This window comes from Paenibacillus silvestris (assembly GCF_009882985.1).
GTDB classification, from domain to species: Bacteria; Bacillota; Bacilli; order Paenibacillales; family NBRC-103111; genus Paenibacillus_E; species Paenibacillus_E silvestris.
Window position 1 is genome coordinate 61,427 of the sequence record NZ_WTUZ01000019.1, and the last position, 14,671, is coordinate 76,097.

Annotated in this window: 16 protein-coding genes, 1 rRNA gene and 1 riboswitch; of the genes, 4 read left to right on the top strand and 13 right to left on the bottom strand. The window is 45.9% G+C overall.

Features of this window, described 5'->3' with window-relative positions; genetic code table 11:
* Positions 1 to 4: 4 nt before the first annotated feature.
* Positions 5 to 197, bottom strand: a riboswitch (cyclic di-AMP (ydaO/yuaA leader).
* Positions 198 to 479: 282 nt separating this feature from the next.
* Both GQF01_RS15260 and GQF01_RS15265 read left to right on the top strand, forming a co-directional pair.
* Entirely contained in the window at positions 480 to 1,223 is a 744-nt protein-coding gene (locus GQF01_RS15260; RefSeq protein ID WP_161407628.1) for an ABC transporter ATP-binding protein, read from the top strand.
* Positions 1,220 to 2,452 carry an ABC transporter permease gene (locus tag GQF01_RS15265; protein WP_161407629.1) on the top strand — a complete coding sequence of 411 codons (1,233 nt, stop codon included), beginning with the start codon at positions 1,220 to 1,222 and terminating at the stop codon, positions 2,450 to 2,452. Before GQF01_RS15260 ends, GQF01_RS15265 begins: the two co-directional genes overlap by 4 nt.
* Here the strand turns inward: GQF01_RS15265 and GQF01_RS15270 are convergent.
* Both GQF01_RS15270 and GQF01_RS15275 read right to left on the bottom strand, forming a co-directional pair.
* Positions 2,438 to 3,205 carry a TatD family hydrolase gene (locus tag GQF01_RS15270; protein WP_161407630.1) on the bottom strand — a complete coding sequence of 256 codons (768 nt, stop codon included), beginning with the start codon at positions 3,203 to 3,205 and terminating at the stop codon, positions 2,438 to 2,440. The two genes, GQF01_RS15265 and GQF01_RS15270, sit on opposite strands and share 15 nt — an antisense overlap.
* A gap of 28 nt (positions 3,206 to 3,233) precedes the next feature.
* Positions 3,234 to 4,511, bottom strand: coding sequence for an HD domain-containing protein (locus GQF01_RS15275; RefSeq protein ID WP_161407631.1), 1,278 nt, complete (start codon positions 4,509 to 4,511; stop codon positions 3,234 to 3,236).
* A 371-nt stretch (positions 4,512 to 4,882) separates the two neighbouring features.
* Between GQF01_RS15275 and GQF01_RS15280 the strand changes: the two genes are divergently transcribed.
* Positions 4,883 to 5,137 (top strand): AbrB/MazE/SpoVT family DNA-binding domain-containing protein, encoded by a 255-nt coding sequence (locus tag GQF01_RS15280; protein ID WP_127457122.1) that lies wholly within the window; start codon positions 4,883 to 4,885, stop codon positions 5,135 to 5,137.
* A gap of 674 nt (positions 5,138 to 5,811) precedes the next feature.
* Here GQF01_RS15280 and rsmI read toward each other — a convergent pair.
* The 10 genes from rsmI to GQF01_RS15330 all read right to left on the bottom strand — a co-directional run bounded on the left by rsmI (position 5,812) and on the right by GQF01_RS15330 (position 13,170).
* A complete protein-coding gene (gene rsmI / locus GQF01_RS15285) occupies positions 5,812 to 6,699 on the bottom strand; it encodes a 16S rRNA (cytidine(1402)-2'-O)-methyltransferase (RefSeq protein ID WP_161407632.1) in 888 nt (295 codons plus the stop codon).
* A 54-nt stretch (positions 6,700 to 6,753) separates the two neighbouring features.
* Positions 6,754 to 7,509 (bottom strand): tRNA1(Val) (adenine(37)-N6)-methyltransferase, encoded by a 756-nt coding sequence (locus GQF01_RS15290; protein WP_161407633.1) that lies wholly within the window; start codon positions 7,507 to 7,509, stop codon positions 6,754 to 6,756.
* Between the two features lie 82 nt (positions 7,510 to 7,591).
* Positions 7,592 to 7,933: a DNA replication initiation control protein YabA gene (yabA, locus tag GQF01_RS15295; RefSeq protein ID WP_127457119.1), complete on the bottom strand. Its 342-nt coding sequence runs from the start codon at positions 7,931 to 7,933 to the stop codon at positions 7,592 to 7,594.
* Positions 7,934 to 7,992: 59 nt separating this feature from the next.
* On the bottom strand, positions 7,993 to 8,796 hold the full coding sequence (locus tag GQF01_RS15300) for a PSP1 domain-containing protein (RefSeq protein ID WP_127457118.1): 804 nt from the start codon (positions 8,794 to 8,796) through the stop codon (positions 7,993 to 7,995).
* Between the two features lies 1 nt (position 8,797).
* Positions 8,798 to 9,775 (bottom strand): DNA polymerase III subunit delta', encoded by a 978-nt coding sequence (holB, locus tag GQF01_RS15305; RefSeq protein WP_161407641.1) that lies wholly within the window; start codon positions 9,773 to 9,775, stop codon positions 8,798 to 8,800.
* Positions 9,776 to 9,791: 16 nt separating this feature from the next.
* Complete coding sequence (locus GQF01_RS15310; RefSeq protein WP_145669407.1) at positions 9,792 to 10,238, bottom strand: YaaR family protein; 447 nt, start codon at positions 10,236 to 10,238, stop codon at positions 9,792 to 9,794.
* A gap of 33 nt (positions 10,239 to 10,271) precedes the next feature.
* Positions 10,272 to 10,601, bottom strand: coding sequence for a cyclic-di-AMP receptor (locus GQF01_RS15315; protein ID WP_079417169.1), 330 nt, complete (start codon positions 10,599 to 10,601; stop codon positions 10,272 to 10,274).
* A gap of 63 nt (positions 10,602 to 10,664) precedes the next feature.
* Positions 10,665 to 11,321, bottom strand: coding sequence for a dTMP kinase (tmk, locus tag GQF01_RS15320; RefSeq protein ID WP_161407634.1), 657 nt, complete (start codon positions 11,319 to 11,321; stop codon positions 10,665 to 10,667).
* A 40-nt stretch (positions 11,322 to 11,361) separates the two neighbouring features.
* On the bottom strand, positions 11,362 to 12,873 hold the full coding sequence (locus GQF01_RS15325; protein WP_161407635.1) for an aminotransferase class I/II-fold pyridoxal phosphate-dependent enzyme: 1,512 nt from the start codon (positions 12,871 to 12,873) through the stop codon (positions 11,362 to 11,364).
* A 96-nt stretch (positions 12,874 to 12,969) separates the two neighbouring features.
* Complete coding sequence (locus GQF01_RS15330) at positions 12,970 to 13,170, bottom strand: sigma factor G inhibitor Gin (protein ID WP_161407636.1); 201 nt, start codon at positions 13,168 to 13,170, stop codon at positions 12,970 to 12,972.
* A 136-nt stretch (positions 13,171 to 13,306) separates the two neighbouring features.
* Here GQF01_RS15330 and GQF01_RS15335 point away from each other — a divergent pair, with 136 nt between their 5' ends.
* The gene (locus GQF01_RS15335) at positions 13,307 to 13,834 is read left to right on the top strand and encodes a hypothetical protein (protein ID WP_161407637.1); all 528 of its coding nucleotides are present in this window, start codon (positions 13,307 to 13,309) and stop codon (positions 13,832 to 13,834) included.
* Positions 13,835 to 14,364: 530 nt separating this feature from the next.
* Here the strand turns inward: GQF01_RS15335 and rrf are convergent.
* Positions 14,365 to 14,481, bottom strand: a 5S ribosomal RNA gene (rrf, locus tag GQF01_RS15340).
* Between the last annotated feature and the right edge of the window lie 190 nt (positions 14,482 to 14,671).

Here is a 14,671-nt window from a genome sequence, read left to right on the forward strand (position 1 = left end):
ACAATCGTTACCTCTCTTACGCTTACGAGGTTAGCTGACGGATTCGGACGTGAGAGTCGCCCTACTCAGACGTAAACTTCCGTTAACGTCCAAGATTCACCCCTGTTACTCACTCTGTTTACTTCGTCAGCGATACCGCTTTATAAGTTAACAGTGGTTCCCCCGTTCCCATAATTGGAACTCAGCGAATGGAAAAATGGCAAATTGGTTATTAAGTTATTATGAAAAGTATATTACGCTGTTAATCTCTGGCTGTAAAGGGATTAACACCTACTAAAAAGGGCTAAATCAATTAAAAATAGCTTATTTTCGAAATAAAACCACTTTTTATCTACATTTATCTCACTATAACGTACGAATACTAAGTTTCTTCGTGTTTTCACTCTTAAACTAGGCTTCTAAACTAAATTTGTTTATAATTATCAGGTATGAAACCAATGTATAAATTCCAATAATTAGATATTTAGGGAGGCACTGAGATGGGTCCCATATTACAAGTCGACTCTTTATTCGGGGGATATTTACCAAATAAGCCCGTTCTTCACGACCTCACATTTTCAATCCGTCAGGGTGAAATGATGGGATTGATCGGACTGAATGGCGCAGGAAAAAGTACGACCATCAAGAACATCCTTGGACTGCTTCAACCACAAAGGGGTTCAATTAAAATTAACGGTTTGACCTTAGCCGAAGATCCGCTGCCTTACCGTGCCACTTATGCTTATGTACCCGAAAGTCCAGAGCTATATGAAGAGCTGACTATTCGTGAACACCTGGAGTTAACCGCCATGGCTTACGGCTTAACGAAGGATGACTATCTCTCCCGCTCGCAAGCGCTGCTCGAACAGTTTCACATGCAGGACAAGCTCAATTCCTTCGCAAGCCATTTATCCAAAGGGATGAAGCAAAAGGTTATGATCATGAATGCATTCCTAATCGAACCTTCTCTTTACATCATTGATGAACCTTTTCTCGGACTCGATCCGTTAGCCATCCGCTCCTTGTTGGAGTTAATGGTCAAAATGAAGAGAAGCGGCGCGTCATTCCTCATATCTTCGCATATTTTGTCTACGATTGAGAAATATTGCGATAATTATGTCGTCCTGCACAAAGGGCACATGGTCGCCCAAGGTGATTTAGTCGAATTACGTCATCAAACAGGACTCCAGCAAGCGTCACTGGACGACATCTTTTATAAGCTTGTTAAAGGAGAACTGGTATGAAGGCGATGGACATGGATACCCGTGCCCTATGGCAGAAGAGATTTGAACATTATATGAAGGAATCCATGGGCTATCTGCAGTACGCAGCGCGCAGTAACTTTTTTGGCTTCCTGTTATTTCTTGTCATCCTTTCTTCCTATTATTATGCAAAAATACTACAGCGCCTTCCGACAGATTATCCTTATCTGTGGATCGTCCTTTTGCTGCTTGTACCTTTATTATCCTCAAGCCCTATTCGGACACTAGCCAGAAGCGCAGACCGTATGTTCTTACTGCGCATTGAACATCAAATGGGTCCTTATTTCCGTGGCGGCTTTAAGTACAGCTTAGTGCTGCAAGCCTTTTGGACATTTCTTGGATGGGTCGTATTATGGCCCTTATATCATCACTGTCTCGGTCATGACGAACAGCATTTCTTGTGGATGCTTGCATTGCTTCTATTAATGAAGGTAGCCAACTTATTGGCTAGTTGGCAAGAAAGTCGATTCACCCATGAGCGTGCGAGAAAGGCTTCCATAAGCTTCCGCTGGATAGCAACAGCCGCCGTGATTTCCCTGCAATTCCTTACAAGCGTTCTCTGGGCAAGCGGGGCTGCTCTGGTACTAACATTGGCTTGGTTAACAGCTGCGCATTATGTATCCAAGTACTACATCGGGTGGGATTATTTAATTGCGAAGGAAAGGCAGCATCAGGCACGGCTTTATGGCTTTTTCAACTGGTTCGTGGATGTTCCGCAATTGGGAACGCGAATAGCCCGCCGAAGCTGGATCAGCGGGGTCACTAGATTTATTCCTTTTAAACAAGACGGAACCTATTTGTACATATATATGAAAACATTTCTACGTACGGAGCTATTCGCGATTGTCATGCGTATTTCCTTGCTCGGCACGTTAGCCATCGCCGTTTCAAGCAGCAGCACAGCACGTCTTCTCATCTTCTTTATTGCTTTAATCATTTCGATGGTTCAACTCACGCCGCTAGAGCGTTCACACCGCTATACCTTTTGGCTGGAGATGTACCCGCTCAACCGTCAGTTGAAAGCCGGCTCCTTAGCCTTCATTATTTGGTCAGCCTTACTGCTAGAATTATGTATGCTTTCGGTTCCATTATTGATTCGATCTTCACCTATTTACCTTCTTGTACCGCTCATTGGCTTCCTCTTTATCTCACTCGGCTGTGGAGTCTTGCTCCGACGAAAATTTGCCAAGAACGCTTTACTTGAGACCTAACAAAGCGATAGCGTTGTTTGTCGTTATTTCTGCAAGCTCTTCCAGACTCAAGCCCTTAATTTCCGCGGCCGTTTCGGCTACCAACCGTACATAAGCTGATTCGTTGCGCTTGCCGCGGAAAGGGTGCGGGGTCAGGTAAGGAGCATCCGTCTCAATTAACAAGCGGTCCAATGGAACCTGCGCCAGCACTTCCTTGGGCTGCCTTGCATTTTTGAAAGTAACAGGCCCTCCAAAAGAAATATGGAAATTCATATCCAGACACTGCTTGGCCGTCTCCCAACTCCCCGAGAAACAATGCATGATTCCCCCGACTTCAGCAGCCTTTTCTTCTTTTAGAATGGTCAAAATATCCTGATGTGCATCTCGGTTATGAATCACTATTGGCATTTGAAGCTTGCGCGCTAACCTAATTTGCTCACGAAAGACCCGCTGTTGTACATCCTTAGGCGACTTATCCCAATAGTAATCCAGTCCGATCTCACCGATAGCTACCACTTTCTCATGTTGACACAACGATTCAATCCATTCCAAATCCCCTGGCTTCATATCAATTGCGTCCACTGGGTGCCAACCTACGGTTGAATAGATGAAATCATACTTTTCGGCAAGTGCTATTGAACTAGGAATCGTCTCCCGATTAAATCCAACATTGACCATTCTTGTAACACCCGCATCTCGAGCGCGTTGAATGACCTCGTCTTGATCTTCCTGAAATTGCTCTGCATTTAAATGTGTATGTGAGTCTGTTAACATGTTCTTCTCCTTATTTCCTCTTATGTATTTATTCCTGCTCGCCGAGCATCTCCCATAATTCCGGATACGCAGAAGCATTCAGGCGCTCCAGCAGCTCCTCGGGGTAATAGACGTGATGCTTACCCATCTGAAAGCCGCTAATAGACTGAACAATCTCCGATCGATGGGTGATTTCGGTTAACGTTTCCTTATGATCCAAAAGCAGAATTGGCAAATTATCCTCCGTCTCGCCAGGTCTGTAAACATCATAGGATTGATTCGATGGAAAATCAATTTCCATGTAGTAGATCGGATCGAGGCCAACCTCCGCCATTACCTTCTCCATAAGCTGAATCACACGCTGATTCGACTCATCAAAGGTGCTGTATTTATACAGTTTGCGATCCAAAAATCGCTTACACATATCAGCAAGAATTGGATCCTTCTCACTCATCCAGAACGTTAACATCGCCTGCATCACAGACTCGTCCAGAAGCAAATAATCTTCAAGCGAGATCTTATTCTGAATCAAGTGCAGGATTGGATCTGTCATAAAGCCAAACGTGTAGTTATCTTCATATAAATGTTTAGCGCGAGCAAAAATTTTGTGCAGTAGAATTTCCGCACTCCGTGTCACCGGATGGAAATAGACCTGCCAGTACATCTGATAGCGCGACATTAGGTAATCTTCTACAGCGTGCATACCGCTTTCTTTAACCACAATATGCCCACGATAGGGCCGAATAACACGGAGTATCCGTTCTAGATCGAACGTCCCGTAATTAACACCAGTGAAATACGCATCTCTCAATAAGTAATCCATACGATCGGCATCTAATTGGGACGACACGAGGCTTACAACAATTTCTTCATTGTAGGATTTGCAAATGACACCCGCCACTTTTTTGGGAAAATCAGGCGATACCCGGCTCAATACCTTATTGACCTCCGTATCCCCAAGCACGATTTTGCATGACCAATCCTCGTGTCGCGTTCCGAAAGCCTTCTCAATCGAATGGGAGAAAGGCCCATGCCCCAAGTCGTGCAACAACGCCGCACAAAGGCAAATTAAACGCTCTTCCTTTGGCCAATCTTCATACTGATTGCGTTCGAATTGGGAAATAATTTTGCGCGTAATCTCGTACACACCAAGTGAATGCGAGAACCGGCTGTGCTCGGCACCATGAAAAGTTAAATAAGAGGTTCCTAATTGCCGAATACGACGCAGCCGCTGGAACTCCCGCGTATTGATTAAATCCCAGATCGTATTATCCTGTACGTAAATATATTTATGGACTGGATCTTTAAAAACCTTCTCTTCCTTCATTCAATCACGACCTCTCTTTATTAAAATTCTACATCTTTTCGACATTTCACACCATCAAGTCGACACAAGTGTCGTATATTGTCGAATAATCTAATACCATTTTTTCATTGTTTAAGCGCTTGTAAATGAATTGCCTAATTCCACCTTTTCTCACATCAAATAGTAATATATTATTTACAAATCCTTATTCCACTTGGTTTTTTCCATCTTTTCAGATGTGATAAAATTTTAAAAAATGTTTGTCATATCGCCCAAACTAGCGAAAATATGGTTGACTATTTTGGGAATGGTTGGTATCATAAGTTTAAGAGATATGTCGAAACATGACGATATTGATAAAATTTTTATAAAATCGAAAGGGGTTTATATATATGATGAAATCTACGGGCATTGTAAGAAAAGTTGACGAATTGGGGCGTGTCGTTATTCCAATTGAACTTCGTCGTACACTAGGTATTGGCGAGAAAGATGCTCTTGAAATTTACGTAGATGGCGAGCGTATCATGCTTAAGAAATATGAGCCCGCTTGTATCTTCTGTGGCAACGCTGAAGGCGTCTCTTACTTCAAGGGAAAAATTGTTTGTCATATTTGTTTAGCAGAAATGCCAACACCTGTGACAAAATAAGAAAAATAGTATATAATAGAAGTAGCACTTATCCTATTGGTAATTCTAACCTTTTTCATATCTCCTCTAATCTCTAATTTGATGGCTTCGGCCACGGATTAGAGATCTTTTTTTGTCTAGACTTTCCAGCAGCGCGGAGCCTTGCTCTGGCCCTTGTACTTGACCCTATTCCTGACCCTTACGCTGAACCTTGCCCTTGCCCTTACCCTTACCCTGACCCTTGCCCCCAACCTTGTCTCCGCCCTCGCCTTGTGGGGGAACTACAGGACGTTATTTGCGCAGAAACACCCTTTTTCGTCAGTGAAAGGGAACTGGGATCCTCTATTTCATGGTTTCAGGTTGAACTTCTGTTCATTCCGACAGAATAAGGTCCTGTAGTTCCCCCACAGCTGCTAAATATCAGTCTTTTGCTAAAATAGCGGCTTGTAGTTCCTATAATGAGGTAATGGTATTTGAGCAGGCAGTTGGCAGTTGGCAGTTGGCAGTTGGCAGTTGGCAGTTGGCAGTTGGCAGTTGGCAGTTGGCAGTTGGCAGTTGGCAGTTGGCAGTTGGCAGTTGGCAGTTGGTAGGTGGTAGGTGGTAGGTGGTCATCGACAGTCAGCAGGCAGTCAGCAGGAAGGCAAGTCAGCCTGCCGGCAGCCTTGCTAAACCGACCAAGCCCTACACCCGCGCGCTTAACGCTCAAGCAATGCGTTATACACATCCCGCTTGGATAGTCCACGATCGCTCGCAACCTGCTTCATCGCTTCTTTCCGGTCGCTGCCCTGCCGTTCATAGTGCTCGACATGCTCGCCGAGCGACATCGCCTCCCACCAACCGTCGGCGGCTTCCTTCGCCGCCTCGGCCGATGCGCCTTCGGCGATTACGCAGTACTCCCCCTGCGGCGGATACTGCGTGAGGTGCTCGAGGCACTCTGCAATCGTGCCCCGCAGAAACTCCTCATACCGCTTCGTCAACTCGCGGGCGAGACAAACCCGGCGCTCCGGCCCCCACACTTCCGCCATGCGGGTAAGTGTTTTCTCCACGCGGTGCGGCGATTCATAGAACAGCAGCGTGTCCTGCACGTGCTGCAGCCCTTCAAGCACCTTCGTCTGATCCTTTTTCTCCCGGGGGAGAAACCCGACGAAGGAGAAACGCTCTGTCGGCAGGCCTGATGCAATCAGCGCCGACAGGGCCGCATTCGCGCCGGGGACAGGAACCACCGGCACGCCCTGCTCCACGGCCATCCTCACCAGGTCATAACCTGGATCGGAGATGGCCGGCAGTCCCGCATCGCTGACTAGCGCGATGCTCTGCCCTTCAAGCAGCAAGCGGACGAGTTCGGGGCCGCTTGCCTGCTTGTTGTGTTCGTGATAGCTGACGATTCGCGTAGCGATCTCGAAGTGCGTCAGCAGCTTGCGGGATTGCCGCGTATCTTCAGCGGCAATCAGGTTCACTTCCTTCAGGATGCGAATCGCCCGGAAGGTCATATCTTCGAGGTTGCCGATCGGTGTGGCAACCAGGTAGAGCGTACCCGAGGTGTTCCCTTCCTCGCGATAACTTTTTTGCACATTTAAGCCCACTGTTTGTCCCTCTTCACCTTAGTCATATGCTTCCATATACGCTAATATTTATTTTTATGAAAACTCCAAGGAAGCTCTGCCCCCATAATAAATGTCCTTCAATTCTTTACAATACTCCTGGTTCTCGTCATAAACGATAAGCGGAGGCAGGGTACGAATTTCTGGTTTACCATCCTTCATTCCCTCAATCAACACCATCATCGCTTCTTCCCCAGCACGTGCATGCACATAGCGAATTCTTTTCGGCTCCAAGCGGTATTGCCTCATCAAACTGATGATATCAACTAAGCGCGTTGCCCTGTGAACCATGGCCACTTTACCGCCCGCTTTCACCAGCTTCGCACACGCTGCAATCACATCCTCCAACTTACAGTGGATTTCATGACGTGCAGCTGCAAAATGCTCATTCACGTTCTGCTCCCCACTCGGGACAGGAAGATAGGGGGGATTCACGGTTACAGCATCGAATTGACCATGTCCCAGAGTTTCATGAATGGTCTTTAGATCGCCTTGTATCATATGTAACCTTTCGCCCAAATCATTCAGCAAAGCATTGCGAACCGCCATATCCGCAAGTCGCTCTTGAATTTCGACACCCCAGATGTCTGCCTTAGTTCGGGTAGAAAGGAGCAGCGGCACAACACCGTTGCCTGTGCACAAATCAATAACTCGGCCCTTCGGCGGCAAACTGCAAAATCGGCCAAGCAGGACAGCGTCCATCGAAAAGCTGAACACTTCCTCGCTTTGAATAATTTTCAAATCATACGTTAGTAAATCATCAATTCTTTCGGTCGGTCGTAATGGAACCATACGCAGTTCTTCATTTCCTTTCTAGTTCTCGCTCATCTATGGAAAAAAACCGTAAGGCATGAACCCCTACGGTCAAACACACTTATTTATTTAAAAAGGATAAGCAAAACAAACAATCTCCCTCGGTCCGAAGGTGTCCATAATACACATTGCATATGTGAAATCCTTCATTGTACAAGCGGGTCAAATTATCATATCCGGCTCCAGGTAACGAAACCGTTTCCTCTGCCTCTCCGACAGGCTGTTCAACAGTCGTCTCCTCTTGTCGAATCAGCTTGCGCAGTTGCTGATTTTCTATGCTTAGTCTCTTATTTTCTTCGATGAGTATAATGATTTGTTTCTTTAAGGCACCCAACTCGGCATAAGTGGCACCCATTCGTTCTTCGATCCCATCTATTTGTCCAAAAATGTCTTGTTTATCCACGCTTTCACCTCTAGTGCCATGCATGCTTACTGGCCAGCGCCTCCTTGGATCCTTTGCCGCTACTCTTGTTCAACTACATCATCGAAAGGTAAATCAAGTGCTTTACCAAGGTCGAATAATTGAACCTTCGCGGTACGCTCACTGATATTTAACCCTAGTACCTTACCATTACCAAAAGAAGTGATCACATGCCTACCAACAGTTGGCAGAGAGTCCTTCGCACTTTCATAATTATCATGTTCGTACTTCAAGCAGCACATTAATCGGCCGCACAAACCCGAAATCTTCGTTGGATTAAGGGATAAGTTCTGATCCTTGGCCATCTTGATGGATACCGGTTCAAAATCACCTAAAAACGACGAACAGCATAGAATCCGCCCACACGGACCAATACCGCCTAACATTTTCGCTTCGTCCCGCACACCAATTTGACGCAGTTCGATTCTCGTCCGGAAAATGCTCGCCAAATCTTTCACGAGTTCCCGGAAATCAACGCGCCCCTCGGCTGTAAAATAGAAAATAATTTTATTGCGGTCAAAGGTATACTCTACGTCCACAAGCTTCATCTTAAGACTATGATCTCTAATTTTGTCGTGGCACGTTTGGAATGCATCCTTGGCTGCTTTTTTATTCTCTTCAACCAAATCTGCATCCGAATCATCCGCGATGCGAATGACCTTTTTAAGTGGAAGAACGACATCATTTTCTTTGACGATCTTCTTACCCACTACAACTTTGCCGTATTCTACACCGCGAGCGGTTTCAACAATAACGGCACTTTCTTGCTCAATCGGCAAGTCGATTGGATCAAAATAATATATTTTACCCGCTTTTTTGAAGCGGACGCCTACAACAGAATACATCTTACACCCCCTGCATCTCCACGAGCATTTTCTCTATAACCAGCTGAGAGTTGGCGTTGAAGCGCAGTCGCTTTTGTAATTCTACGGCTTGCTCCATCATACGCACCCAGACTGAGACATCCCGACTGAACGCTAGGGAGCTCATCCAGTCTAGCTGGTCATTATATACAAGCCTGTCTCTGCGCTCAAGACGCAGTTGCACCATATCTTTAAACCAGAGAATCAACAAGTCGAAAAGGCTCGACATGTGTTCCGCAAGTTCTGTTTTCACAATTCGTTGCTGAACCGTAATCATAGAAGTAGGAAAACGTGTGAGCGTCTCCTTCGCTAATTGTAACATTACGGTTCTCATTTCTGCAAACCAATTCGCTCCGATCAGCTCTCTGGCCGCCTGTAATCCTGCCGTTAAATGGGCAGCGGGCTGCACAAGAGCAGCCGGAAAACCCTCTTCCAGCAGCGTTAACACCATCTGCTCACGCGCCATTGGAATGAATTGAATCCACTGGGCCCGTGACTGAATCGTTGGTAATAAGGCGTTTCCATTCTCTGTGATAAGAATAGCAACGACCTTAGAAGTCGGTTCTTCTAAGAATTTCAAAAGACTATTTGCTGCCTGGACGGTCATTTTCTCTGCATGATGCAGAATATATATTTTCGTGCCGGAAGCAGTTGCGCGATAAGCAAACTCCTTCTGAAGCTCCCGAATTTGCTCAATTTTGATCGAGGCCCCATCAGGTGCAACGATATGCAGATCGGGGTGATTGCTGTGCTCCACCTTGCGGCATTCCAAACACTCACCACAGGCGTCATCCGTTCCGTGTTGACAATAAATCGCTTTCGCTAATGCTATCGCCATTTCGGAACGCCCTGTCCCAACAGGCCCGCTAAATATATAGGCGTGAGACAGTTTGTCTTGTCGCAGCCCGTTCTGCAGAAGTTGCTTTGCCGCCGCTTGCCCCGGTATGGTTTGGAAGGACATTCGTTGTGGCACCACCCTAAAATAACAAGTTAATCAACATACCTCGGATTTCTCCGATTTTTTGCAAAATCTCAATGCGCCCCTGCTCGCTCTCCAGCAATTCATCTGCTAAAGAGAGGAGCTCCTGGTCAATTTCCTCCAAAAGCTTATATCGCTTCGAACGGCCACGACGATCCCAGCCCTTCGTATCTCGTAAATTAACACCTCGGCGAGCCGTTTCCTCCAAGAATTGCCTGATCAGCAATTTATACTGGAGAAGCTCTCTCACGGTCATCGCCCGTGACAGACGGTCGCCTTGCAGCGTAATCTGCTGCACCATTTTGGACAATTGCTCCTGCGTAAATTTCTCATCCTGCTGCTGCATAATGTCAGAGAAATTCCGGGGGGCCATCTGTGGCGGCGGTACGTTCTCATTCACTTTGACGTTCTTACCAATGGGCTGCCACCCCGGATTAATTTTCAAGACGCATCCATCCTTATTAAGGTCATCTATAATTTAGTAATGCTCGAAGCGCTCTACCGGTAATACGAATACCGCGGCTCCACCCACTTGTACTTCCACTGGGAATGGAATATAAGAATCTGTCGTTCCTCCCATTGGAGAAACCGGTGTAACAAGCTGTTCCCGAATTTTGCAATTGGCACGAATGACCTGCATAACCTCTTGCACTCTCTCATCTTCCGTACCGATCATGAAAGTCGTATTTCCTGCGCGTAGAAAACCGCCTGTACTTGCCAGCTTCGTAGCGCGAAAACCCTCTTTAATTAACGCATTGGAGAGACGGTTACTGTCCTTATCTTGTACAACAGCTACGACTAGTTTCATAGGGGTTGCCTCCTCTTATTATAAACTAAGAATGGATTTTCTGCTTCTCACGGAAAAATGTTCCTAAGCAAAATGTTCCTCAAGCAAACGGTTACACTGACTCCAAATATCTTCTGCAATCTCCTCTACACTGCGGTTAGCGTTAATTACTCTTACCCGCTCAGGATGATCGGATGCGATCTGGTGGAATCCTTCCCTTACTCGGCCGTGGTAATCCACGTGCTTCTGTTCAATTCGGTCCAACTGCTCCGCAGCGGTTGTTGCGCCGGATGCTCTTTGATGCAAGCGGGCCATACTGACTTCTACAGGAACATCCAGAATGAATGTTCGAGTTGCTTGCAGGCCTGAGCTCGCATAGCGTGAAATAGCTTTGACCTGCTCAACATCGAGCCCTAGACCATATCCCTGATAAGCAACGCTTGCATCAATGAACCGATCGCATAGAACAATGCGGCCAGCCTCCAGTGCCGGTAAAATCAACTGGTGCACATGCTGCGCTCGAGATGCTGCGTATAGCAGCACTTCCGCCTGATCGACCATTTCTTCATTCACAGGATCAAGAATAATACTGCGAATCTTATCGCTGATTGCTGTTCCCCCTGGTTCCCTTGTCACCAGAACATCATGTCCTAATTTCTTAAGCTCTTCACCTAATTTCTTGAGCTGTGTCGTTTTTCCAGAACCGTCTGGTCCTTCAAAAGTAATGAATATTCCGTCCACTCTTCCTCCTGCGTGCTGCTTTACCAGTCCATATAATAGTTTATGTGTATACCTTTAACTTGTGTGTCTGACCGAATTCCGTACCTTGAAACTTGATTCCATTTGCTGCTAATTGTAGTAAAGCCTCAGCCACGGTATCCGTAATAACTTCACCCGGGTATAGATAAGGAATTCCTGGTGGATACGGGATTACCATATCCGCAGAACGCTTGCCAACCGCATCCTCCACGCTTACCTGACGATAAGTTCCCACTTCCCGCCCTTCTCTTGAGATTTCTCTCAGATCAAAAACAATTGGTGAAGAGATTTGTGTGTAGTAGGGTAATTTAAGTATATTCGAGATAGGCGCATGAAGTTCCTTCTTTTGTGCTGGAACGTCCAAACAAATGTTGGCTAACACACCTATAACCTTGTCTAAATCCTTTTGACTCGAAGCCGGTGAGAAGACAAGCAGCACATGACGACCATCCGACATTTCTACGTAAATGCCTTGCTCCTCTAATCTCTCCTTGAGCTCCGCTGCACTTAGAGTTTGTGTCACATCACATATAGTCACTTTAAAGGGATCTGCTGTCTCATATGCCTCACTTTGTGATGCCGGAAACTCCCTAGGAAAGTAATGAAACCTATTCATTTGGTCCACTTTGTATCTGAATTCTTTAACCAGCGTAATTCCTTCTGACAGCCAAGCTTCCCCTTCTGTATGCATTCTTTTTCTCGCCAAATCTAAAGATGCCATAATAGGGTACGAGGGACTTGAGCTCTGCAACATTCCCAAAAGCCGGCGAATCGCCTCACGGTTGATACGCGGCCCCTTCAAGTGAAGCATGGCCCCCATCGTCATTGCGGTAAGCATCTTGTGCGTAGATTGAACGACTGCGTCCGCTCCCTGCGATAGCGCCGAGGTTGGTACCTCCGGATGAAATCCGTAGTGAGCGCCATGAGCCTCATCCACCAAAAGCATCTTGCCCTGGGCATGCATCAGCTCTGCGTAAGGGGCTAAGTGTACGCCCATGCCATAATAGTTCGGATTGGTCATAAATAAAGCCTTAGCCTCCGGATATTGTTGCAATGCTTGTTTCACAGCATCTATATGTACGCTTGTCGCAAGCCTGGTTTCCGGATCAACGGAAGGTGCAATGAACACAGCTTTCGCTCCAGCCAACATCAATCCGTGAATAACCGATTTATGTACATTTCTTTGAACAAGAATGACATCACCTCTTTCACAGACGGCCGAAATCATAGCGATATTCCCAACCGTACTGCCTCCAATGAGGAAATGTGTTTCGTCTGCCCCAAAGCAGGCTGCCGCTAACTGTTCCGCCTCCATAATTACACCCTCTGGGTGATGTAGATCATCTAGGCCTGTTATTTCCGTATAATCGATAGACATTATATGTTCCAAAAAGGGGGCACCCTCGGCCAGTAACCCCTGACCCGATTTGTGGCCTGGCACATGCAGACTAACTGGATTTTGTGCTTGATGAGCTACCATTGCCTCGTATAGCGGCGCTTTGAACTTATTCTCTGGATTTTGATTGCTGTTCATGCGAATAGGACTCCTTGAACTTTCTACTTAATACCCTTATAGTAGTGGATTGAAGCAGAAAAAACAAAAAAGCTTCCAGACAGAAGCTTCTCCCATTTAGTTCATATATTGTTTTGAGTTCCCCATATAGAAAGCTTTTCTCATCTGACTTACGTAGAATGGGTACTTCTGATCGCTCACATTCGTTTTGACGATTTCACCACTGCATTCATCACAAATGAAAGCTGTAATAATATGAATGCCGCCATTTCGCTGCTGTTCACAGATCATGCATATCCCAATTCGGTTCTCCTCCATATGATCACCCCATGTACTTTTACTACTAGTATATCCGAATCTCGATTCTCCTAAACTAGCTAAACGCTCATATCTTGGAAGGAATATGCCGATATTACCTCTATATCAGGTTAACCGGCTTACGGAGGTCATCATCATGTCAACCAAACAGGAACCAATTCTCTCCAAACAATCTACTATTTATAGTTATACTTTAGTGAAGCGCATTTATCATTCTTTGTTTAAAAAGATTCTCTACTTCCTGATTCTTGTTTTGGCCTTATTCTTCAAATTTGACCCCACCAACTGGCTTCCTCTGTTAGTTAGCTATCCGCTCCTTCTTGTATTCCATACACTGCTCGTTCGGGCTTACTTCCAATTCACCATTGGGATGGCCATGAGAGGCTGGTCTTATCGATGGGGTGTATTCTGGTGCGGTTCGCTGCCGGACGGGCATGCATCCATTCGACTAGTTGGCAAAGTACAGCTCCACCTATTCTGGATTGGCCTCTCCCTCATTACAGTCTTGTATCCTTGGATCCCGACTCCGTGGTTGATTTATTTCATGATCTTTCACATTTGGATGCTGATGCCGCGGTTGTGGATGCTGTTCCGATTCCGTCCTTATCGCAAAGCTGGCTTAATGAAAATCTCCGAGAAAGAGACTTCTTGTTATTTGCAATAGAAAGCTAGCTTGATCAGCTAGTCCCCGTGATAACTGTAAAAAGTGCAGGTAATTCGGTCGCTTAGAAGCTATTCAGCAAACATTGATGTAAAAGGTGCAGGTAATTTCGGTGGAACGATGTATTCTGGTCGTTTCTAGTGGATTTACCTGCACTTTGTGCATGTAATGGGTTGAAACTGGTCCGGGGATGCTGATTTTGATGTACTTTCTGCAGCTGAGTAACTCCTCCCTTTGATTATCAGAATTGTGGGGGGCTATATGCATCTTGAGCTAAGTGGGAACTACGTTCCGCTATTCCTGACAAAAGCGAGCCATCTACCTCTTTAGGGAATCTACGATCCGCTAATCTGTTTATTTTGGCTAAAAACCTGCCTTTTAGGCGATATAAGACCTTGTAGTTCCGCTTAAGCTCTGAAGGAGGCAAATCAGATCAGATAACGGCCTACAGTTCTCTTATGTTACCTTGAAATTGCCGGATGACATACAAAAAAGCCTTTCTGAGATTTCTCTCAAAAAGGCTTTTCCTCTGTGCTTGGCAACGTTCTACTCTCCCAGAACCCTGCGGTTCAAGTACCATCGACGCTGGAGGGCTTAACGGTCGTGTTCGAGATGGGAACGCGTGGATCCCCTCCGCCATCATCACCAAACAGTCAAAGCGTGGTTTGCGCCTTGAAAACTAGATACGAAACGTGCGTAAAGTAATAACTTCTTAGGTTTCAAGCAGAGAGACTTTTGACTTCGTCAAAAGATCCCTATATTAGGTTAAGCCCTCGACCGATTAGTATTCGTCAGCTGCATACGTTACCGCACTTCCACCTCGAACCTATCAACCTCGTC

Bases quoted from the DNA above. Each gene is read 5' to 3' on its own strand.
- GQF01_RS15260 (WP_161407628.1), top strand. From the start codon at position 480: ATGGGTCCCATATTACAAGTCGACTCTTTATTCGGGGGATATTTACCA.
- GQF01_RS15265 (WP_161407629.1), top strand. From the start codon at position 1,220: ATGAAGGCGATGGACATGGATACCCGTGCCCTATGGCAGAAGAGATTT.
- GQF01_RS15270 (WP_161407630.1), bottom strand. From the start codon at position 3,205: ATGTTAACAGACTCACATACACATTTAAATGCAGAGCAATTTCAGGAA.
- GQF01_RS15275 (WP_161407631.1), bottom strand. From the start codon at position 4,511: ATGAAGGAAGAGAAGGTTTTTAAAGATCCAGTCCATAAATATATTTAC.
- GQF01_RS15280 (WP_127457122.1), top strand. From the start codon at position 4,883: ATGATGAAATCTACGGGCATTGTAAGAAAAGTTGACGAATTGGGGCGT.
- GQF01_RS15290 (WP_161407633.1), bottom strand. From the start codon at position 7,509: ATGGTTCCATTACGACCGACCGAAAGAATTGATGATTTACTAACGTAT.
- GQF01_RS15300 (WP_127457118.1), bottom strand. From the start codon at position 8,796: ATGTATTCTGTTGTAGGCGTCCGCTTCAAAAAAGCGGGTAAAATATAT.
- holB (WP_161407641.1), bottom strand. From the start codon at position 9,775: ATGTCCTTCCAAACCATACCGGGGCAAGCGGCGGCAAAGCAACTTCTG.
- GQF01_RS15315 (WP_079417169.1), bottom strand. From the start codon at position 10,601: ATGAAACTAGTCGTAGCTGTTGTACAAGATAAGGACAGTAACCGTCTC.
- GQF01_RS15325 (WP_161407635.1), bottom strand. From the start codon at position 12,873: ATGAACAGCAATCAAAATCCAGAGAATAAGTTCAAAGCGCCGCTATAC.
- GQF01_RS15330 (WP_161407636.1), bottom strand. From the start codon at position 13,170: ATGGAGGAGAACCGAATTGGGATATGCATGATCTGTGAACAGCAGCGA.
- GQF01_RS15335 (WP_161407637.1), top strand. From the start codon at position 13,307: ATGTCAACCAAACAGGAACCAATTCTCTCCAAACAATCTACTATTTAT.